Below are 20,617 nucleotides of genomic sequence, written 5' to 3'. Positions count from 1 at the left end.
TAAACAAGAAAAAGGGGCTTTTACTCGAATAGATATTTTATAACGTCTTAATGCTAACTCCACCGACATATAAATTTGCGTGGCTTTTTCCAGTATTAAGCAATGCAAGTCCAATATTGTCGACACTAGAGCGTAGTTCTCCTACTTCTTCATTATGTTCACTGATTACTTTAGTGCCAATATTTGGAAGTGCATTTTTTCCCTCAACAAGGTAAAGTTTCCTTCTGAATTTTTCTTGTCTGCTCATTCGATTTACAACTTCCTGACCTATATAGCACCCTTTATTAAAGCTTATACCATTTATCTTATCGATTAAATATTGCAGCGGAAATGATGAATTTTGCACCATATCTTTTGCTCCATCTGGGACAAGGTTTTTAATTCTAACTTTTTCATACTGAATAAAATCTCCAACCGGTTCTTTTATTTCATCTTCATGTATGATCCTCATTCCTAGCAGCTTGTGCCTTGGATCTTGAAAAATAACTTGTGACTTACTACTACACTTCGCCAACTTAGCATCAAACAAAACTCCAACCTTATATAGTGAACTAATGTCTTTAATCCTCACTCTAAGGTAAGTTTTGAGCAAGTCTAATTTTTCAATTATTTGCTGTAGATGGGCATTTTCACACTCCAAATAAATATATTTATCATGCTCAATGAGGAAAAAATCGTACAGATATTTTCCCTGAGGATTGAGTAATAAAGAGTAAATTGCCTGCTGGCTACTTAGTTTATTAATATCATTTGTTATAACACCCTGAAGAAAATCTCTCGTATCTGGTCCGTATAAAGATATTAGACTACGGTTTGCTAGCGGTATGTAACCCATAAAACTTCTGTTCAAACCTTAAATTATACACTTTTACTAACTCCAACCCTTGAAATGTAACCTTTAGATGACTACATAGAATTGTAGGTTAATCTATTAATGAGGAAACATAAATGTCAAGTGTAAATTTGAATGTATTAGATGATAACGTGCTAATAAAGCCTATTACTGAAGAAAAACAAGGTGGAATTGTACTACCATCAAGTGCTGAAAAGAAGCCTACTAAAGGTGAAGTTATAGCAATTGGTAGTGGTTCACGCAACTCAAGCGGAGAGCGTATAGCTTTAACTGTAAAAACTGGTGATAAGGTTTTCTACAGGCAGTGGGCTGGGACAGAAGTAGAGCATGATAATGAAAAGTATGTCGTGATGAAGGAGTCAGACCTACTTGCTGTTATCAAGTAGGTATTCCTATTTTACTAAACTAATGCGCTATATAGTGCATTATGTATTTTAATATTCTAAATTTTTTATTAATTTAAGGAGTGATAAAAATGGCTAACATAGTAGTATCAGGCGAACAGTTGCAAGAAGCCTTTCGTGAAGTTGCAGCAATGGTTGACTCAACGGTGGGAGCAACTGCAGGGCCTAGGGGAAATACAGTAGGAATTAGCAAGCCATATGGTGGACCAGAGGTCACAAAGGATGGCTATAAGGTAATGAAAGGTATAAAGCCTGAAAAACCATTACACTCTGCGATAGTAAGCACCATTGCTCAAAGTGCTTCTCAGTGTAATGACAAAGTTGGTGATGGTACCACAACATGCTCAATACTGACTAGCAATATGATAATGGAAGCTTCAAAGTCAATTGCAGCTGGAAATGATCGTATTTGTATCAAAAATGGAATACAGAAGGCAAAAGATGTGATATTAAAGGAGATTACATCAATGTCTCGCACAATTTCTTTAGAGAAAATGGATGAAGTTGCACAAGTTGCAATAATTTCTGCAAATGGTGATAAAGATATTGGTAATAGCATTGCTGATGCTGTTAAAAAGGTTGGAAAAGAAGGCGTCATCACTGTTGAAGAGAGTAAGGGTTCAAAAGAATTAGAAGTTGAACATACAACTGGTATGCAGTTTGACCGTGGTTATCTCTCTCCATACTTTGTTACAAATAATGAAAAGATGAGCGTGGAGCTTGATGATCCATATTTGCTGATTACAGAAAAAAAACTTAATATTATTCAACCTTTACTTCCTATTCTTGAGGCTATTTTTAAGTCTGGTAAACCTTTGTTTATCATTGCAGAAGATGTTGAAGGTGAAGCATTAAGCACTTTAGTGATCAACAAATTACGTGGTCTAAAAGTTGCTGCAGTAAAAGCTCCAGGTTTTGGTGATAGGAGAAAGGAGATGCTCGAAGACATAGCAGCTTTAACAGGTGCTAAGTATGTCATAAAAGATGAGCTTGGAATCAAGATGGAAGATTTAACTCTTGAAGATCTTGGTACTGCCAAAAATGTTAAAATCACTAAAGACAATACTACAATTGTCAGCGAAAATAGCACCTCTGACAGAGTGAAAGCTAGAATTGAGCAGATTAAATCTCAGATTGAAACTTCAACCTCTGATTATGATAAAGAAAAGCTGAGAGAGCGTTTAGCGAAATTATCAGGCGGCGTTGCTGTGCTCAAAGTTGGTGGAGCAACCGAAGTAGAAGTAAAAGAACGCAGAGATAGAGTTGAAGATGCACTTCACGCAACAAGAGCTGCAATTGAAGAAGGTATAGTTCCCGGTGGTGGAGTTGCACTTCTTTACGCTGCATCTGCTCTTGATAAGCTAAAAGCTTCAAGCGATGAAGAGCAAATAGGTATCAACATTGTCAAAAAAGTTCTCAGTGCTCCAATCAAAAGATTGGTTAAAAATGCTGGTCTTGAATCTGCTGTTATAATTGACTATTTGATTAAGCAGAATGATAAAGAGCTTATATACAACGTTGAGGCTATGAACTACGCTAATGCATCAACAGCTGGTGTAATTGATCCGGCAAAAGTAGTTCGTATTGCTTTTGAAACGGCAGTGTCTGTAGCAAGCGCACTTATTACTACTGAATCTATGATAGTTGATCTACCAAACAAAGAAGAAAATGCTTCATCACCTATGGGTGCAGGAGCAATGGGCGGAATGGGTGGATTCTAAGTAAACAAGAGCCTTGGAGCAACTTGCTCCAAGGTATCTTTCTAGTTCTAAAAAGTCTTACATTTATAAAGGAAATAAATTTGTGATTTTCTATGCAAAGCCACTACTATTTATATTTGTTACGTCTCTTTAATATTATAACTGCTTAAAAATAAAAAAATAATATATGAAAGTTATAATTGCTACTATATTTGTATTAGCATAATATTATATTAACAAATGATTTATATAATATTTTTATTATAATAGATAGAACTTAAATTATTTTCTTCATAAATAGAGTATTTATGAAAATACGTATATACTCAATCCTACTTTTACTTTTTTCTTGCACTCAATTGTGCGCTGAAGAAGAAGTTGCAAAATTTGATCTGCTCATTGGTAAGGTAAATAAAGCAAACCTTACCATTGAAGGCGCAATAAAGGTTACAATAAAACCAGGTTGGCATATATATTACAAAGACCCTGGAGATTTCGGCCTTCCTACTTCCTTTGACTGTCAGGGTAACATATCAAATATAGATATTCATTGGCCTACTCCCAAGGAACATGAAGATAAAGTTGGGGAAGTTACATTTGTTAGTAACATATATGAAGATATGGTGTTATTTCCCTTTAAAAACAATATCATTCCAAATCAGGAATACGCTGATATTAACTTTCATATAAAGTACGCAATATGTAAAGATAGGTGTATCCCTAAAAATGCCGAGATAAAAACCAGTCAACCACTAAAGGATTTTATAGATTCTGATATCAATAAACTCATAAATGAGTGGTATGAAAAATAGAGCTCCCAGCGAGCAAGTGATAGTTATACGATAGCTTAAAAATGTTATTCCTGTCCCTGAATTTTCCAATAAAGATCTTTCCAAAAATTTCGATCATGAAGCCTTTTGGGGACCAAAAGGCTTCATTTCAATCAATAACGAAAATTATGACTTTGAAAGAGCTGCTTGCTTATTAACTCCTGTAGTAATTTGTATGCTTTCCACACTTGTTGGAGGATAAAATCCTTTTATTACTTCAGAGCCTTCTCGCTTTAAATATGACAATGCTTCATATAAAGTCTTCGCTTCATATTGTCTTCCTACTTTTACTTCTTTATGTGCAGCTAATTGATCCCAAGTAACACCATTGCTTTCAATAAACTCTACAGAACCATTATCGCTAATGCTAATTTTCATTTTACACTCTTTCCCCTCAACATACCAATTTAAATTCATATAATATGAGCCATTAGCTACTTCATAAATTCTTACTCCATTCTCATCAACTCTGCAGCGTATTCCCCTTGTTTCACACTTGCTTTTACTAGGCAGTAATAATGTAATTCCATCTACACCATATTTTCTGCATAGATCACTATTTAAAACATCAACCACATTTATTGATTTTGTAGGATCGCCAAGCATAATTCTGAGTGCAGGCTTAATCTTACCTTTCTTTCTACTTTCTTTAATTCCTATATATTCTAAAGTATTGTCTTTTATACTTTCCTTTACATCTTTTGCAATTTTCTGAGCAATTGCACCTACGACATTTTTGCTATCGTACTTATTGGCATACTTGTATTCATACCTGCCATTAACTTCATATCTATACTTTTCCTGTCCTTCTTCACTGGGAACCACAGTAGAAAAGTGTTTAAACCACACTTCATCATCATCAATACTAACTTCTTCGTTCTTATCTCCAGAATCTACAGATATTTTGCTACCTGGGCTTACATTTTTAAAGAACTTATCCTTTGCACGTAAATAAAAATTTTCATTTGTATTTTGATTCAGGTCAGTTTTAATTAGACCTTTAGGATTATCTAACATATACCTCCACACATTAAATTATATAGAGGTATATCAGTGTTGACCTTCTAGGTCAACACTAAACAATAACAAAAACTATAGTTGTTTCTTTTCACCTGCTAAAGATTGTGCTTGTGCTCCATCTACACTTGTTGAATGTTGCTTCAATATGTGATTTAGATATTCTCGTACTTCATCAGTGTATTTAATGCTCTTGTAGCTTAAACTTCTTATCAACACCTTGCCTAAATGAAAAATATTTCCTCTTTCTTGGAGAAATTTGTTATATTCATTGCAGTTACTGACTTTCATTTGCTGTGGCATATTTTTTCTTCAATGGTTAAATGGCTATTCTATAATGAATTTTGTCAGTAACTGCCAGTTCTTTTCTCTTGAGTGATGCAACAAAGCCATCCCAGTGTCAAGCACTGGAATGACACCCATTTCTTTCTAGTGTCCCCTTTCTTGTCATTCAAGTATCCTTTTCTTATCATCCGAGTAGCTAAAACTATGATCCATTGTTCATTTTCTGGATTCCAGTCTGGAATGACATTGTTTTAACATTGTACCATATTACAATGTTCATACAGTTGTGATTGGTATGACAAGATAAGATGTGCTAGAATAATGGAACCGAAGTCATACATAGAAAATAGGTTAGGTATTTTTCAACTTTTGCTATATACTCAAGTAAAAATCTCTCTTTTACAGATGGATACAGTAAAGTTTGTTTTATTACTGCCAACAATACTACTCATACTAGTTGCTGGTGTTTACCTATCGGTTAAACTAAAATGGTTGCAGATATTTAGACTACCGTATGCCCTTTCACTTATTGGAGCTAAAAGAGGAGAAAATAAATTTTCTTCTATAGCTGCTCTGTTTACAATCTTAGGGGGAAATTTAGGAGTAGGAAATATTTCAGGAACTGCTGTTGCTCTAAAAACCGGAGGACCAGGATCCATTTTATGGATGGCAATCATTATTGTTGTTACTTCTGTGATAAAATATGTTACTTGTTACCTAAGTATAAAAACCAGAAAAGAAAAAAATGGACGGTTTATAGGTGGACCTGTAGCCTACATGAATGACTCATTTAACTCTAGCAAAGCTACAATTGTGTTTCTAATTGTTATGGTAATAGTTTCAATAACAGTTGGTAATCTTGTTCAGGTAAATTCTCTATCAATACCACTCAGCATGGTAGATGTACCTGTAGTTATTGGCGGCATTGTAATGGCCATAATATTTTTTGTTGTTGCAGCTCTCAGCTTAAAAAAAATTAAAATTTTTATATCGGCTATGATACCGATAATGACGGTGAGTTACCTTACACTTTGCGGTATAATATTATTTAAGTTTAGTGAAAATATCCTTCCTTCTCTAAAATTAATAACAAGCAGTTTTTTTACAACTAGTAGCTTTAACTCTGGTTTATCTTTAGGTTTAATTTTAGAAATGTTGACTATTATTCAAGTTGGAACTTTGCGAGGTATTTTTGCAACAGATATAGGACTTGGCCTCGAAGGAATTGTACACTCCTCGATTACTCCTAAAAAAAATAACAATAAATTTATCATTGAACAGAGTCTAATCACAATAATATCTCCTTTTATAGTTGCACTCATAGTATTCATTACAACAATGGTACTGCTTGTCACAGATTCTTGGATTACTGATTTAGAGAGCACTAACATGTGCATATTTGCTTTTAGAAAAGCTATGAATTGGCCCTATACTGACTATTTAATTATGGCTATAATGTTTTGTTTTGCCTTTACTACTATCTTTACTTGGTTTTTTTGTTCAAAACAAACAATACGCTATGTATCTATGGATAATAAATACACCAAAATCTGGACTGTAGTTTTTACCTTAATCATTCCATTTGGTGCAATTGGTGGAGTTAAGTTACTCTGGGATATAGCTGATATCTCGATTGCTGCTTTGCTTTTTATTAACATACTTGCTATACTCAAGCTCACTTCTCAAGATCCAGAAGTATTTACTATGAGTAGCAAATACTTGAAGTTGCAAAAACAGAGCTAAAGCAATATTTTAAGTTGTCATCCCAGTCTGGAATCCAGCCTTTCATGAACTTCATCAAAAATGTTATGTTTTAACATAATAATTTTATGCTCACTAACTGAGTGCGACTGGATCCCAGTGTCAGCTACTAGAATGACATACTTTTTGGTGAAAATTACTCTTATATTATAACGTTTGTAGTTATGAATTTGACTATAGGATCAAGTCTAGAAAAATCTAGATTCCAGACTGGAATGACAACTTAAATGCTTGATGTGAACATAAAATAGCTCATGTCATCACGTTAGCAATACAACTTCTTTAATAAAAACTAAATCAATTCCCGTAATAATTGTACTAGCTAAGGCTAAAAGGCAGAGGGTTATTAGTGAGGGAAAATATGAATACTCAAAGCACACAACAATATCATGAATTCATTCGAGGATTTTTTACTTTATTCGATGAAATAAAAAAGGAAGACGACCCAATTTATAATTCCAGAGTTGGTTTTAATGCAGTAAAGTTTCTAATAAAGCACCCCATCTGGAATTTGGAGACAGATGAAGACAAAAATAAAGCTTATGAAGTTATTCTTCCAGAGCAGAACAAGATAAAGAAAGCCGAACAAAAGCTTGAAAGTGAAGTTAAAGCAAGGTTAAAAGAGTATGTTGATGATATCGCAGGAGTTTCAATATATGGCGATCACGCAAGTATTACACTGGGAGATGACAAAAAAGAGTTTAAAATCAGCGAGTTTTTAAATAGTGACTTTTGTCAGAAGAAAGGAATTTCGGGATTTTCAACGCTGCATAGTGATGGAAAGAGCGGAATGCACGGTTTTGTTGCCGAAGAAGGAGAGAAAAGAATAAGGCATTATGTTGTAACCGATGGTTCATATGAAATGACTTTGAATTGGCATGACAAAAATGGAAAAAAATGTACTATCAAAATCAAGATTGATAAAGATGGTGTAGATCTAACTGAACGTAATGGTGTTACTGAGGAACAATTAAAAGCAAACACAGATGTAAAAATAGGTGGCTTATTCCTATATCAAATACAATTCAAGGAGAAAGGACAAGAACAAGAGAAACAACAATCATCTGAAACTTTCATAGAAAGTGATATTAGTAAAGGTATTGGCGTTCAAGCTACTCAAGATCAAGAAGTTGAGTTTAAGCATGTAACGACTAGCACTACAAATTCTAATAACGCATCTGCTAAAAAGATTCCACCGTCACTTCCACCTAGAGCTAGTTCATTACCTAATAATCAGAAAAAAGATGAGTATCAGCCAATACGGATTAATAGTAGAAATAACTACAATTCTCCATATTCTGATGCTTCTTCAAGCAGTACTATTTTCACCAAGTCTGTAATCTACAATCAAGATAATACACAAGAGGATGAACGGTATGACAATCCTACATTTGCTACATTTGGACATGCTGTACCTGGAAGCCGAAAATCAGATGAAAGTGAGCAAATATCTAATAATCGGCAAAAAGGTGCAATTTTTGATCCTACAACTACTGAAAGCGCTGCACCAGTACAAGACGTTGCATTCAAAAAAGTTAAAGATGCATTTAAGTATGAAAACGCTAAAGAATCACGCAATACTGGAAATAAGCAACCACTAAATGATGTAGCTTCGATTCTTGCATGGAAAGCAAAAAATGAGTTATTACGTAGTGAAAGTGAGTATGATGAAGAATTTTCTGACTTCGAAGATGGTTGGAGCGATAACGAAGATGAGTATATAACGCTTTCAAATCCTCAATCAGATTATAAACAAGAAAAAGATTATCTTAGCACTAAGGAAAACGAAGAAAGAGGAAACGATAAACAAAAAGAAACCGAAGATAAATTACAAGAAAATGAATCGCTAGAATACAGCTTAACAGACATAAAAACAAACGATTCGGGCTATTCATCTCCAACTCACTCTAATCATGAAAAATCTCGAGTAAATTCTGGACAGTTAAAAGCGAGTCTAATGAATGTTGAACAAAGAGATGATACCCTACTTACGGAATTTACCAGTAAGTTGGATAAAGAAACTCAGAAATTCCTGCTAAAACCAGTAAATCAAAAGAAAATGAGTGGGCAAACAAAAGAACATTTATTAGCAGCTGGATTGCTAAAAGACAATGCAGCGGAGAAAGAAATAAACGACTCAGGTTACTCATCTCCAACTTACACTAGCCACTATAATTTTCAGGTCAATTCTGAGCAATTAGAGAAGAGATTAGAAACCATTGAACCAAAAGATACATTGGAAAAATTGAATAAAGGATTGAGAGAACCTTCACACCAGGCTACTAAAGATTTATTCTCAGAAAGTATGTTGAAAGAAATAAAAGAAGGTAAAAAATATGACCCTGTACGTAAGTTATTAGAAAGAAAAGTGGCAGAACAAGAAAATGATAATACTAATCTGACTATAGACAAAAATAGCGAACTATATAAATTGCTAGAAAAAGATGCAGCACAACTGAAAGCTGGAATAGTAGAAGAGGAAAGAAAAGATACTTTAACAGAACGCAATGATAGTCCTGATCGCAATAGAATTGCATTAGCAAATAGAAATAGAATCTGGGCTAAACTTATTGCTGAAGAAAAACAAAAAAAGGACAGTGGTATTAGTATAGGTTAAAGTAATTACTTAGCAAGCAATGGGTTTCATGTAATGGTAACCCTATTACAGAAGAGTATGAGCCACGTAAAAATAATACAAACATTCCTGCAAGACCTTGTATGTTGCACCCCCCTGCCCTGTTTTTCCACTCTTCTGATGCTAAATAATATTTAATTTCTTGTTCGCTGAGACGCTTAAATTTCACTATTGTAACTACAGTCCTAATATGCTGTTTAGATTGATCAGGAGTTAATAAACACACACTGGTGTATACTCTATGCCTTCTTCCTGATAACAAGCGAACGCATTTTTCTGCTTGCTCAACGTTTTCAGCTTTGAGCAGTATCCTTCTACCACAAGCAACAACTGTATCAACACCAAGCACAAAGTAATTTGGATTTGAACTTTGTGTTTTCTCAGCTTTACTTTTTGCCATACGGATTGAGTAATCTCTTGGAAGTTCCTTTTTTAAAGGAACTTCATCTATGTCTGCTGGCAAAATTAAACCTGGCTCAATATTTATTTGTTTTAGTAAAGCTATACGCCTTTTCGATGATGAAGCAAGAATAAGATTATTTAGAGATCGTCCTGTCACTTGTACCTTTAAGCCTTCTAATTATCCTACCCTTTTTTGCATTCCTATCATAAACACTCATCTCAACCAACACCCTATCGCCTATAATTATGCGTATTTTACTTCTTCTCACTTTCCCTGATACATGACAGATAATCTCATGTTCATTGTCCAGCTTCACTCTAAATTCTGCTGCAGGTAGTAAAGCAGTTACTGCCCCTTCCACTTCAAAAATTGTTTTTGATTTGTCTTCTTTTATCATTGTCGTATTATAATTTAATAATCTTTTTCAGTCTACTATAGATTTTAAATTATTATCAATACAGGAGATTTTTATACTCTACTTGAGTATTGCTCTTGCAACTTAACTCCAATCATCTCCTTAACAATGCAAGAGGAAAGCGAGCTACCTACGCTTCTACTCTCTACTACCTTCTCAATAGAAGTTATGTTAGAAGATAAATCATTATCACAATTTTCCTCATCGCTACCATATCCTCCATCAAAGCTTAAAGATCTGCATAATGTTGTTTTTTCTTTCAGTGGAACATTAGACTCATTATCAGTTTCATTAAAAACTTCTCCCATTAGAGTATAATATTTTTTTATACAACCACTGGGGATTTCATTCATTCTTTGTTTATCAGTAACTTGATCTTGTTGGTCCTCTAAGTATTTCACTTGATGATTTAAGTTTTCTATCTCCTCTTTCATTTCTTTAATTGTTTGAATTTGATCTGCAATTACGTCGATATAGTTCTCTTTCAATTCATCAATATTATCTTCATCTTCAGTGAGTTCAAGTATATCTTCTAGAAATTCCTCGTACTCGTTTTCTGGCTCCTCAATGTCGAACTTTAGTCTCTCTTCTTCAAGTTCATCGTTCAAATTGCTACACTGCCTCTCTAACTTTACAATTGTTTCTGCTTCTATTTCTTGCTTTAATTCAACATTTTCTTTAGGTAGCATTTGATTATCTGGAATCAATTCATCCATTTTTTGTGAGTTAGTTTCCGCTTGAGTTCTGATTTGTTGTGAAGCAATTTCTGGTTGAGTTTCAGTGTGCTGTAAATTGACTTCTAATGCATTGCTATTAATAGAAGGAGAAGAAGGAAGGCTATTATCAGCATCAACTTTATGATCTAACTTCCCCTCTGGTTCCTTACCTTGATAAGCCACCATAGATTCATTGTAAAAATTAATAGGAGCCCTATCCTCTTCTAGTGATTCCATTACAGCATCATATAAGGAGAGACCTTGAATATATAATTCATCGTTTTGCTTTATTAATTCTAGAATCTCCTTCGATGAAACAAAATCTTCACCATTAAATTTTAGTATTTCAGTTATGCCATCGCTACTCACATTCATAATCATGGTACACATTCCTGATCCATCTTTTGCAGGCCAAGTGCTTGTCATTTCATAATATGCACCTTCTTTAAATTCATAATATCTTTTCTTATCTTTTTGATGAGCGTGTATTTCATGTTTTTTATTGCAATAGATATTCAGTTCTTTAATATCTTTCTCTTGCTGTAAAACTTCACTAATCTTTGTTGGCTCACTCTTATCGTAATTAATAAGGTTAATATTCAAAACTCTATGATCGTTACCAGTTTCTGTGTAATAAGCTTGAAGCTCTACGTCTTTCCTCTCAAAATATTTACTTGCAGCTTTTTTTCCCTGCTCTGCCAATTCTATGCATTTATTTATATCTTCCTCAAAGCTCTTATTAGCAGACTCTGTTACTGCTTTATCTATATACGTTTGTTTGAAATCTCTATCGTTTATTAGGTCATAAAAACTCCACTCATCCCCAAAAGCCCTCTGCACATAAGTGAAATTCTTTTTTTCCTTTAGTTTTCTTAAGAACCACACCTTTTCTTTAAGATTTTTCAGTTGAAAGCTTATCCTTGCCTTTACACTAGAGTTTTCTGCGGGAATACTAACTTCTTCTAATTCTTTAAATAATTTATTATCTTTTATAATTGAGTAGCAAAACTTCACAATAGCGGAATTTGCAAACGAAGGATCTTTTTTTATACCTTCATCAAGAATTTCTTTAAAATGTGCAAATTGAGGTAGAACATAAAAATTTATTATTTCTTTTTCTGATCTCGTTTTATTAGCATGAGAGATATTATCTAATTGTGAATATAACTCTTTGAATGTATGGTAGATAAGTGTAGAGTAATAAACTTCCCTATTCAGTGAAGTTGGTCCTATACAAAAATGCTTTTCAAATTGATCACCTATTTTTCCTGCATCTACTGCTTTGTCTCCCTTAGTAAAACCTGCAATCATAATACGCCTCCTTTAACTATGTTTATATTATAACAATCAACATGTATTTAAGAAAAATCACACTGCTCACTGTACGTTTACGCTGCTACTTTGCATAATAGATTGCTTGAAGTCACACAAGTATAGTTTTTTATTAGATAAAAGTTAACAAGACGTTTTCATAGATTTTTAAGCTTAATAACATCCTCTCTTTTTGGACTGGTTGAAATTAGATGAATTGGTACACCTATTAATTCTTCTATTTTTCTCACATATTTCATCAAATTTGCAGGTAATTCCTTAACTGACCTTTTGCCTTGAGTTTTCTCTTTCCAACCAGGAAATTCTTCATATATTGGCTCTAATTCTTTTTGTATTGAATGTGATGCGGGTAAATAATCATACATTTTTCCGCCATACTTATAACCAGTGCCTATTTTAATAGTATCAAAAGAATCAAGAATATCTAATTTGGTTAATACAATGCTTGAAACTCCAGAGAGTTGTACGGCCTGGCGCACTAAAACTGCGTCAAACCATCCGCAGCGCCTTCTTCTATTGCTTACTGTTCCAAGTTCCTTACCTATAGAAAATAAGCTGTCTCCAATCTCGTTATTTTGTTCAGTAGGAAATGGACCATTACCCACTCTTGTTGTATACGCTTTTGCTACACCAATAATGTGAGCATTGTAGGATAATCCTGAGCCTGTTATCGCTTGCGATGCTACGGTATTACTTGAAGTAACAAAAGGGTAAGTTCCGTGGTCGATATCTAAAAATGCGCCTTGAGCTCCTTCAAATATTATTTTCTTACCTTCTTTCATAAAATCATTTAGTATCTTCCACACAGGTTTTTTATATGAAAGAATTTTTTCTGAAATCTGTCGAATTTCCTTTAATATTTCTTCTTTTTCAACCACCTGGTAGTTAAGGCCTTTTCTGATAGAATTATGGTAACTCAGGAGAGCATCCACTCTTTGATTGAGCTCATCTGCGTTTTCCAAGTCACAAATGCGTATAGCTCTCCTTCCAACTTTATCTTCATAACATGGCCCTATCCCTTTGTTTGTTGTACCAATTTTGTGATTTCCGTTTAAATCTTCAAATAGCTTTTCCTTGTCCTTATGTACGCTAAGTATTAATGGACAGCTCTCGGATACCATCAAGTTGTTATAGTTTACGTCCACTCCTTTAACTTTCAATGACTCTATTTCTGAGACTAGAGCATGTGAATCAAGAGCAACACCGTTTCCTATAATAGATATTTTGTCCGCTCTCAAAACAGCAGAGGGCAGTAAATTTAATTTATAAACCTCATCATCTATTACTATAGTGTGCCCTGCATTATTTCCTCCCTGAAATCTCACAACTACATCTGCATTCTCAGAAAGATAATCTACTATTTTACCCTTGCCTTCGTCACCCCATTGCAGACCAACAATTACAATATTATTCATCACTATTTTCTAGATTAATACGTAAATATTAATGCAGCATGCTACAAATGAAAAGAGAAATCTACGCCTTTCCTATATCCCTAAAATAAAGAAATAGACTATCGACTTTTTTATATATTATAAAATTATTCATCATTATATGGTACAACTTACAGCATATTTATAGTAAGGTGTTAATTATGAAAGAGGCAAAGAAGAGTCCGGTAGTTAGATTAAAGGCCACAGCTAAAGAATTCAATTTTAGTAAATTAAGAGCAGATCAAGATAATAAATTAGCGAATTCCGGTGAAACAATGTTCTTAGATTTTCAAAGAATGAATTTTATTATTAATGAAAAAGAAATAGATAAAAATTTTATTATTGCATTTAAGGAAGGAGCTAAAGATTATAAAAATGAGATTTTTAACCGTGATAATTTTGATAACCTCTCTGAAGAAGGTAAAGCTTTTATGGAACCAGTACTTAAGGAGCTTGATCAAGATAGACTATCTGAAGTTTGGGAAAATCATTGTAATAGCCCTACAGTTGCTGATGAAAAAAAAATTGATGAATATAGAAAGGAATTTGAGAGATTTTATAACGCAGGGAGAAGCTCTTATCATCTATTCTCCAAAAAAGATTACCGTGCATTAGCAAAGGAAATTTTCAAGGAAATGTTCAGGTACGCTGGGGCAGAAGTTCCAAGTGATGCTATTTTAGAAGAGCTAGTCACTAATTGCAATCAAGCAGGGTATGGGGCTGGTATATTTAATGAATCTCATTCCGCACTCAGTAGTTGTAGTTTAACTCCACACAGTCCTAAAAAAGCACTAAACATTTACTGCACTGACCACAACCGCATAAAAGTGACGTCTGATATGGCAATGCCTATAACCACGTTTGACAATCCGGAAGAGAAAATATGTGACCTATCCAGCTCATTAGAATTCACACTTGAATCTCAAGATAGCAAAGATAGTATAACATATAAAGAAGGTAAATTGTCACTTACTATTCCTGAAGAGTTGAAAAACTATAAAGATAATGGCAAGAGTTTGTTTGACATTATTAAAGAATATTTTCAGAAATTCTGTGCAGAATTAGGATTTAAACATGAGACAAAAATACAAATAGAGCATGACTTAGGTACTCAAATCAAAGTAAGTAACTATTTAGATGGTACGATATCAACTACAGGATCAGATGCAAATGAAAGATTTATCAATCTTTTAAGCGAAAATCTCAGAGATAGATTGTTCAAATCAGGTTCTGCTATAGAAGATGTTGATGATTTTATTGAAATTAAAGTATCTACCGTTATAGATCTATTGAGTAATTATGCTAAATTGGAAGATAATAAAGAAAACAGAGAGTTATTAATAAGTGAAGTAGCAGATAATTTAGGGCTTTCCACTCAAGATAAAACAGCATCAGAAGTATTGATGGAATTAAACTCTTTACCTTCTTCGATAAAAGGTCAGGTTAATCATAATCAAGTGCAGTTTGTTGTAAATATTTTTACCAATTTAATTGTTGAAGGAAAAATCGAAGTATACAAAGAAAAAAATGCAATTAATGCAATTGATGCAATTCATCAGAAGATAGATAAGGCAATTGTTGAGCAAGAAAAAAGAGCAACCAACAAACAAGATATAGAGAATGATAAATGGACAGATAAAATAAAAAAACAGAGATTATCTGTGGAATCACATGGGCATTTGCATTAAAGATACTGTGTACAGAGGCGTAGTATGCTCAATTTTCGCCTTTCATTTAAAGCACTCAAATTGACCAAACACACTCAATCCAAAGCGTTTGTAGATTCGATATCTTGAGTAACTTGACGCAGAGAGAATTGTATACCTTAGTCAACTTTTCTAGCGGTATCCATAAGGTAAATCATTATTTGAGTGTTACACCCAAGCCCTCTTTATTTTCCTCTGTTATCAAGCTAAAAATACCATTTGGTTTCATTATGTATACGAAACTATTATGCTTGCAAGAAAAAAAACCCTAAAAAACTGGAAAAGAGAATAGGAATTTGACATAAGCTATTCCCAAATTTTCAATGTTCATATGGTTATAAGCAGTACAGCTATTAATCATCCATTATTGATATACCTGAATTATTCTCAGTAAATAAATCAAGTATAATGTTAGGTACTCTACCATCAACTATGTGAACAACCCCTGCACATTCTTCTACCATTTTAGTATATGACATAAGCCTTTCAACAAATTTTTCTCCTTTAATTTTTCCACAATCAATCGATTCTTTTAAATTTTTAATCAAGACTCTTCCATTGCCAACTTTGTTTATTTCTTCATCTGTATCACTCAAGATTATCATTTTAGATGCGTAAACTGCAAGTGCAATTGCACTTGCAGTGCTATCAGTATCAATATGATATGTTTCTCCATTTTTTCCATAACCGATAGGTGCAATAACTGGTATAGAATCTGATTCTTCAATAAAGAATAATATATCAGGATTGATTTCAGTTGGTCTACCGATAAATCCCATGTCTAGTATTTTTTCAATATTATTTAATCTATTTTCCCTAAGCGTAGTGCTTATCTTTTCAGCTTTTATGAGGTTGCCATCTTTTCCACATAGTCCAATAGCTGAACCACCAGCAGAATTTATATGCTGAACAATTTTTTTATTAATTGAACCACACAGTGCCATTTCAATGATTTTCATAGTGCTTTTGTCTGTAAGTCTGACACCATTTATAAACTTATCATTCATACCTAGCATTTTTAACACTAAGTTAATTTCATATTCTCCGTCATGAACTACCACCGGATTTATACCAAGCTGTTTCAACAGAACAACATTATGCGCAAAAGCACTAAGCAGCGTTTCATCTGAGATTATTACACTGCTGCATTTGATGATAAAAGTTTCGCCTACAAATTTAGGTATGTTAGACAGAACTTCAAATAATATTTCTGTTTTTTCCTTCAATGGCATCTTACCATTTAAAGATTCATCACTTTTCATTTTTTTATCTTGTAAATTTGAAAAACTCATCTCTTACCTTGGTGATTTTATGCTTAACACGAATGCTTATTTGATGAATTGATACATGTTCATTATTAACCCACTTTTGAGTATTTTCTAGAATAGCATCTAGACTTTCCTGATTCACTTTATCTATTTTTGTTAGCACAATATTAAAGTTAATATTATTACATATTAACCAATAAACAAAGTCTTTGTCTATTTCTTTTAATCCTACCTTGCTATCTATAAGCACAAACACTCTTTTTAGATTTCTCCTGTGAATTAGATAGTACTCAATTAGGTTTAAGTATTGTACTGCTTCTTCCTTGCTTGCACAAGAATAGCCATAACCCGGTAGGTCGACAATCCTAAACTTATCATTGTACATAGAGTAAAAATTTATTTGTCTAGTGCATCCAGGTTTAGAAGAAACTCTTGCAGCTTTTTTGCTGTTTATCAGCAAGTTGATTAAACTTGATTTTCCTACGTTTGATCTACCAGCAAATGCAATCTCTGGAGCCGACTCATCTGGTAATGATTTTTTGTCTGAAGCTCCAAATATGAAGCTGCAGATTGATGTTATCTGTTTTGCCATTATACTTAGGTAGAAATATTCGAGACAATTATAGTGTTATTGCTTGATATAAGAAATTTTTTATTTCAGTATATATTACTTACTTAAACAGCTGAAAACTAGACCTGTACTATATGGATATAGAGAATAATTTACAAGACTTAAAAAAAAAGTTTTCTGATGTAGAGAGAAATCTGGAAAACCCTACCAATTTGAGTCAAAAAGAATTCGTTAGTTTTTCAAAAGAATACTCTGAACTCAGACCAATTATCGAGATAATCGATGAATATAATATATTAAAAGAGGAAATTTCAGATTTAGAAGAAATCATGAAAGATGAGAACAGCGATGGTGATATAAAAGAGTTAGCAAAAGAAGAACTTCTTGAGAAGCAAAAGATACTATTACCGAAAGTAAAAGCAAAACTAAAGTTGGCATTATTACCCAAAGATGAAGATGACTCAAGAAATGCAATATTAGAAATTAGAGCAGGCACAGGCGGAGAAGAAGCAGCATTATTTGCAGCGATGTTATTTCGTATGTATCAAAAATATGCAGAAAGAAGAAATTGGAAGTTTGAGCCAATAAGTATTTCTAATACAGGTATAGGTGGCTATAAGGAAGCTTCTGCACTCATTAATGGAACAGAAGTTTTTGCAAGACTGAAATTTGAGTCAGGGGTGCACAGAGTACAAAGAGTGCCAGAAACTGAATCCTCAGGAAGATTGCACACTTCCGCAGCTACTGTTGCAATATTACCTGAAGTAGAAGAGGTTGACTTTGAAATAGAAGAAAAAGATTTACGCATAGATGTTTATAGATCCAGTGGTCCTGGAGGGCAATCAGTGAATACAACTGACAGCGCAGTAAGGGTCACCCACTTGCCAACAGGGATAGTTGTAATACAGCAAGATGAAAAATCGCAGCACAAAAATAAGGCTAAAGCGCTCAAAGTGTTGAGAGCAAGGCTATACGAAATTGAAAGACAAAAAAAAGAAATGGAAAGGTCAACAATGAGGAAAAGCCAAATTGGTTCTGGAGATCGCTCTGAACGTATAAGAACTTATAACTTTCCACAATCAAGAATAACAGATCATAGAATTAATCTCACTTCACATCGACTAGAACAGATTATAAAAGAAGGTGAACTAGATGAATTTATTGAGGCATTGATTTCACGAAATGAAGCAGAAAGGTTGACTGGAGGGGGTAATGTTACTTTTTGATGGAAATTTGAAACAAAGCATAGGTATCAGGTTAAAAAGAAGTAAAGTTAGTTGTTCATAAGGTTGACAATTATTTAAATTTATGCTATAATTAGCAGCTCTATAACTTACAGAAACCATGGAAGTTGACTTTAATCAATATGTTAATAGTAATACCTTAGAGTTAAATAATCTATATGTATATATGGAAAAGCTAGTAAACTTTTTACAGAAAAAGCAAAATATTACAAGCTTGACTTTATCTAATTGTTATATTGATGCTCAGTGCAGAGAAGTTTTAAATGAAGCATTAGAGAATATTAATCTTCCAAATATTACTGAGTGTAAATTAACTTCTAGCATTATTGGCGCAGAAGGCTCAATAGCAATCACTAAATTGTTAAAGAATGGTAACTTTCCAAATCTTATTAAACTTGATTTAATTTCTAATGATATTGATGTTGAAAGTGGAATAATATTAATGAGTGCGCTAAGGGGTGGTAGTTTTTCAAATATTAAAGAATTTAATTTACTTTATGACAACGTCTGCAACGAAGGCATAGCAGTATTACGTGAATCATAGAACAACAATATGCTTCCAAATCTTATTAAGTTTAGTTTTCCCTTTAGTATTACTAATGATAACAAAGATATGGAAATGTCAAGCGAATACCTATTCGGTTAATAGCATCATATAGAAAAAGGCAAGTTACATTTATTTGTTGCTGCTCATAGAACATCCAAATTCAACTATAGACCTGCTAAAAGGTGTAGGAAATCTTACTGCTATTGACATTATTGCGAAAATTCCATCAATTGATAACTTCCTATTCTGTGTAAAAAAATAAGAAAGGAGAGGAAAAAAGGATTAGTTTCTTTTATGATTATCCAAGAAGTCTAGTCTAAATTCAAGTTTTATGAATAGGCTAGCGCTTAAATTTTTGATCAAAAAGGGACAAGTTTAGTAAAAAATAATGATATTATAAGTGGAACATAAAATAGTCCCACTGCAGTACTAATTAGGAGCAATAAAGTAGCTTTATCTGGTTGGTAATTTAAAATATTAGCAAGTATTATACTGGATCCAGAAATCGGAATAATAGCTAGTAACATCAGTGCTTTATAGATGCTTTCATCGTATATACCTGTAACATGCTTGTCTAGCAAGACAATTCCCAAAACAAATGACGGCCAGAATATGTACTTTGCTACAATAGTGGTCAAGGCAAGCTTCCAATCTACTTTAAAATTTGTAATTTGTGCAATACTTACTCCAAGCAGCACCATTCCTAATGTGATAAATGTACTTCTGATATTTATCATAACATCTGTCAAAAAAGTGGGTATTTGTATATCATATATACTTAAAAAGAAACCTAGAATCATTGCATATAATGAGGGAAGTTTGAGTAACTTTAATACGCATTCTTTTGCAGTATAGATACCATTTGCAGCTATATAAAATCCCAAGCTATTTTCAAATAGTGCCATTCCTATGTAACAGACAACATACACAGACACTGAATCTTCATCAAATAAAGCCATGGCAATCGGTAGACCAAAATAACCCATACTTGTGCTGCCCGAGCTAAACGCTAATATGTTTCTCGTGTTGTCCTTAAATAAAAAAGAAGAAAGATAATACACTGATAAGGACATAGTACTACCTATAAACCATATCAAAATCGGCAGAGAAATTACTTTTAAATTAACTTCTGTATGAGATACTCCGTATAAAATCACTATTGGATTAGCTATATAAAAGAGTATTTGAGATATAGTATTTCTATCAATTTTAAGATATCTTCCTGCTAAGTAACCAATAAGTATTGTAATGTAAATAGGTAATATTTTGAGGAAAAGAGTAAAGAACATACTAGCCTATTGTGATATCTTTGCTGATAAAGTGATATTAGATTTTAAGGTATTGTAAAAGTAAGTAAAATTTATTTTCCAATTAATCAAGTTCATAGTTAGTTAAAAAAGATTCACTGAGTGCCAAAATTTGTTCTTATATAGGACTTAATAATGATATTTTTATGATTAAATTATGTTAAGTTTGTATAAAGCTCCTTGTATATTT

General features: G+C 33.2%; 18 protein-coding genes. 8 read left to right on the top strand and 10 right to left on the bottom strand.

Annotated elements, in window-relative coordinates; translation table 11 throughout:
- Positions 1-37: 37 nt before the first annotated feature.
- A complete protein-coding gene (locus ACICP1_RS02075) occupies positions 38-835 on the bottom strand; it encodes a YgfZ/GcvT domain-containing protein (protein WP_006012580.1) in 798 nt (265 codons plus the stop codon).
- 113 nt (positions 836-948) lie between these two features.
- Between ACICP1_RS02075 and ACICP1_RS02070 the strand changes: the two genes are divergently transcribed.
- The 3 genes from ACICP1_RS02070 to ACICP1_RS02060 all read left to right on the top strand — a co-directional run bounded on the left by ACICP1_RS02070 (position 949) and on the right by ACICP1_RS02060 (position 3,769).
- Positions 949-1,239: a co-chaperone GroES gene (locus ACICP1_RS02070; RefSeq protein ID WP_007302813.1), complete on the top strand. Its 291-nt coding sequence runs from the start codon at positions 949-951 to the stop codon at positions 1,237-1,239.
- Between the two features lie 89 nt (positions 1,240-1,328).
- Entirely contained in the window at positions 1,329-2,978 is a 1,650-nt protein-coding gene (gene groL, locus ACICP1_RS02065; RefSeq protein ID WP_395460999.1) for a chaperonin GroEL, read from the top strand.
- 287 nt (positions 2,979-3,265) lie between these two features.
- Positions 3,266-3,769 (top strand): protein-disulfide reductase DsbD domain-containing protein, encoded by a 504-nt coding sequence (locus tag ACICP1_RS02060; protein ID WP_264376423.1) that lies wholly within the window; start codon positions 3,266-3,268, stop codon positions 3,767-3,769.
- 144 nt (positions 3,770-3,913) lie between these two features.
- On the opposite strand, the gene ACICP1_RS02055 is transcribed toward ACICP1_RS02060, so the two are convergent.
- Positions 3,914-4,804, bottom strand: coding sequence for a hypothetical protein (locus ACICP1_RS02055; RefSeq protein ID WP_395460998.1), 891 nt, complete (start codon positions 4,802-4,804; stop codon positions 3,914-3,916).
- A 75-nt stretch (positions 4,805-4,879) separates the two neighbouring features.
- Positions 4,880-5,107, bottom strand: coding sequence for a hypothetical protein (locus tag ACICP1_RS02050; protein WP_064085506.1), 228 nt, complete (start codon positions 5,105-5,107; stop codon positions 4,880-4,882).
- A 387-nt stretch (positions 5,108-5,494) separates the two neighbouring features.
- Here ACICP1_RS02050 and ACICP1_RS02045 point away from each other — a divergent pair, with 387 nt between their 5' ends.
- A complete protein-coding gene (locus ACICP1_RS02045) occupies positions 5,495-6,832 on the top strand; it encodes an alanine:cation symporter family protein (RefSeq protein ID WP_395460997.1) in 1,338 nt (445 codons plus the stop codon).
- Between the two features lie 379 nt (positions 6,833-7,211).
- Positions 7,212-9,467, top strand: coding sequence for a hypothetical protein (locus ACICP1_RS02035; protein WP_395460996.1), 2,256 nt, complete (start codon positions 7,212-7,214; stop codon positions 9,465-9,467).
- Here the strand turns inward: ACICP1_RS02035 and ACICP1_RS02030 are convergent.
- The 4 genes from ACICP1_RS02030 to ACICP1_RS02015 all read right to left on the bottom strand — a co-directional run bounded on the left by ACICP1_RS02030 (position 9,454) and on the right by ACICP1_RS02015 (position 13,766).
- On the bottom strand, positions 9,454-10,044 hold the full coding sequence (locus ACICP1_RS02030) for a Maf family nucleotide pyrophosphatase (protein ID WP_264686397.1): 591 nt from the start codon (positions 10,042-10,044) through the stop codon (positions 9,454-9,456). The genes ACICP1_RS02035 and ACICP1_RS02030 overlap by 14 nt on opposite strands.
- Complete coding sequence (gene infA / locus ACICP1_RS02025; RefSeq protein ID WP_052264695.1) at positions 10,022-10,285, bottom strand: translation initiation factor IF-1; 264 nt, start codon at positions 10,283-10,285, stop codon at positions 10,022-10,024. Before infA ends, ACICP1_RS02030 begins: the two co-directional genes overlap by 23 nt.
- 71 nt (positions 10,286-10,356) lie before the next feature.
- On the bottom strand, positions 10,357-12,330 hold the full coding sequence (locus tag ACICP1_RS02020; protein ID WP_395460995.1) for a hypothetical protein: 1,974 nt from the start codon (positions 12,328-12,330) through the stop codon (positions 10,357-10,359).
- Between the two features lie 158 nt (positions 12,331-12,488).
- Positions 12,489-13,766: an adenylosuccinate synthase gene (locus ACICP1_RS02015; RefSeq protein WP_395460994.1), complete on the bottom strand. Its 1,278-nt coding sequence runs from the start codon at positions 13,764-13,766 to the stop codon at positions 12,489-12,491.
- A 179-nt stretch (positions 13,767-13,945) separates the two neighbouring features.
- Here ACICP1_RS02015 and ACICP1_RS02010 point away from each other — a divergent pair, with 179 nt between their 5' ends.
- Positions 13,946-15,472 (top strand): hypothetical protein, encoded by a 1,527-nt coding sequence (locus tag ACICP1_RS02010; protein WP_395460993.1) that lies wholly within the window; start codon positions 13,946-13,948, stop codon positions 15,470-15,472.
- 371 nt (positions 15,473-15,843) lie between these two features.
- Here ACICP1_RS02010 and argB read toward each other — a convergent pair whose 3' ends face one another.
- A complete protein-coding gene (argB, locus tag ACICP1_RS02005) occupies positions 15,844-16,782 on the bottom strand; it encodes an acetylglutamate kinase (protein WP_017531630.1) in 939 nt (312 codons plus the stop codon).
- Positions 16,757-17,353, bottom strand: a complete 597-nt coding sequence (gene yihA / locus ACICP1_RS02000) for a ribosome biogenesis GTP-binding protein YihA/YsxC (protein WP_369800778.1) — start codon at positions 17,351-17,353, stop codon at positions 16,757-16,759. Before yihA ends, argB begins: the two co-directional genes overlap by 26 nt.
- A gap of 110 nt (positions 17,354-17,463) precedes the next feature.
- Here yihA and prfA point away from each other — a divergent pair, with 110 nt between their 5' ends.
- Together prfA and ACICP1_RS01990 are read left to right on the top strand one after the other, a co-directional pair.
- On the top strand, positions 17,464-18,555 hold the full coding sequence (gene prfA / locus ACICP1_RS01995; RefSeq protein ID WP_010401258.1) for a peptide chain release factor 1: 1,092 nt from the start codon (positions 17,464-17,466) through the stop codon (positions 18,553-18,555).
- A 118-nt stretch (positions 18,556-18,673) separates the two neighbouring features.
- Positions 18,674-19,117: a hypothetical protein gene (locus tag ACICP1_RS01990; RefSeq protein WP_395460992.1), complete on the top strand. Its 444-nt coding sequence runs from the start codon at positions 18,674-18,676 to the stop codon at positions 19,115-19,117.
- A 362-nt stretch (positions 19,118-19,479) separates the two neighbouring features.
- Here the strand turns inward: ACICP1_RS01990 and ACICP1_RS01985 are convergent, their stop codons facing one another.
- The gene (locus ACICP1_RS01985; RefSeq protein ID WP_064125222.1) at positions 19,480-20,409 is read right to left on the bottom strand and encodes an AEC family transporter; all 930 of its coding nucleotides are present in this window, start codon (positions 20,407-20,409) and stop codon (positions 19,480-19,482) included.
- Positions 20,410-20,617: the final 208 nt, after the last annotated feature.

This window comes from Wolbachia endosymbiont (group B) of Ablattaria laevigata, from assembly GCF_964277395.1.
Classification (GTDB): domain Bacteria; phylum Pseudomonadota; class Alphaproteobacteria; order Rickettsiales; family Anaplasmataceae; genus Wolbachia.
Note: the sequence above shows the minus strand (reverse complement) of the source record. Positions and strands in the feature narration are given on the sequence as shown.

Excerpts from the sequence above, each read along its gene's own strand:
- infA (WP_052264695.1), bottom strand. The coding sequence starts at position 10,285 with ATGATAAAAGAAGACAAATCAAAAACAATTTTTGAAGTGGAAGGGGCA.
- ACICP1_RS02075 (WP_006012580.1), bottom strand. The coding sequence starts at position 835 with ATGGGTTACATACCGCTAGCAAACCGTAGTCTAATATCTTTATACGGA.
- ACICP1_RS02050 (WP_064085506.1), bottom strand. The coding sequence starts at position 5,107 with ATGCCACAGCAAATGAAAGTCAGTAACTGCAATGAATATAACAAATTT.
- ACICP1_RS02045 (WP_395460997.1), top strand. The coding sequence starts at position 5,495 with ATGGATACAGTAAAGTTTGTTTTATTACTGCCAACAATACTACTCATA.
- ACICP1_RS01985 (WP_064125222.1), bottom strand. The coding sequence starts at position 20,409 with ATGTTCTTTACTCTTTTCCTCAAAATATTACCTATTTACATTACAATA.
- argB (WP_017531630.1), bottom strand. The coding sequence starts at position 16,782 with ATGAGTTTTTCAAATTTACAAGATAAAAAAATGAAAAGTGATGAATCT.
- groL (WP_395460999.1), top strand. The coding sequence starts at position 1,329 with ATGGCTAACATAGTAGTATCAGGCGAACAGTTGCAAGAAGCCTTTCGT.
- ACICP1_RS02060 (WP_264376423.1), top strand. The coding sequence starts at position 3,266 with ATGAAAATACGTATATACTCAATCCTACTTTTACTTTTTTCTTGCACT.
- ACICP1_RS02010 (WP_395460993.1), top strand. The coding sequence starts at position 13,946 with ATGAAAGAGGCAAAGAAGAGTCCGGTAGTTAGATTAAAGGCCACAGCT.
- ACICP1_RS01990 (WP_395460992.1), top strand. The coding sequence starts at position 18,674 with ATGGAAGTTGACTTTAATCAATATGTTAATAGTAATACCTTAGAGTTA.
- ACICP1_RS02020 (WP_395460995.1), bottom strand. The coding sequence starts at position 12,330 with ATGATTGCAGGTTTTACTAAGGGAGACAAAGCAGTAGATGCAGGAAAA.
- ACICP1_RS02035 (WP_395460996.1), top strand. The coding sequence starts at position 7,212 with ATGAATACTCAAAGCACACAACAATATCATGAATTCATTCGAGGATTT.
- prfA (WP_010401258.1), top strand. The coding sequence starts at position 17,464 with ATGGATATAGAGAATAATTTACAAGACTTAAAAAAAAAGTTTTCTGAT.
- ACICP1_RS02070 (WP_007302813.1), top strand. The coding sequence starts at position 949 with ATGTCAAGTGTAAATTTGAATGTATTAGATGATAACGTGCTAATAAAG.
- ACICP1_RS02015 (WP_395460994.1), bottom strand. The coding sequence starts at position 13,766 with ATGAATAATATTGTAATTGTTGGTCTGCAATGGGGTGACGAAGGCAAG.
- ACICP1_RS02055 (WP_395460998.1), bottom strand. The coding sequence starts at position 4,804 with ATGTTAGATAATCCTAAAGGTCTAATTAAAACTGACCTGAATCAAAAT.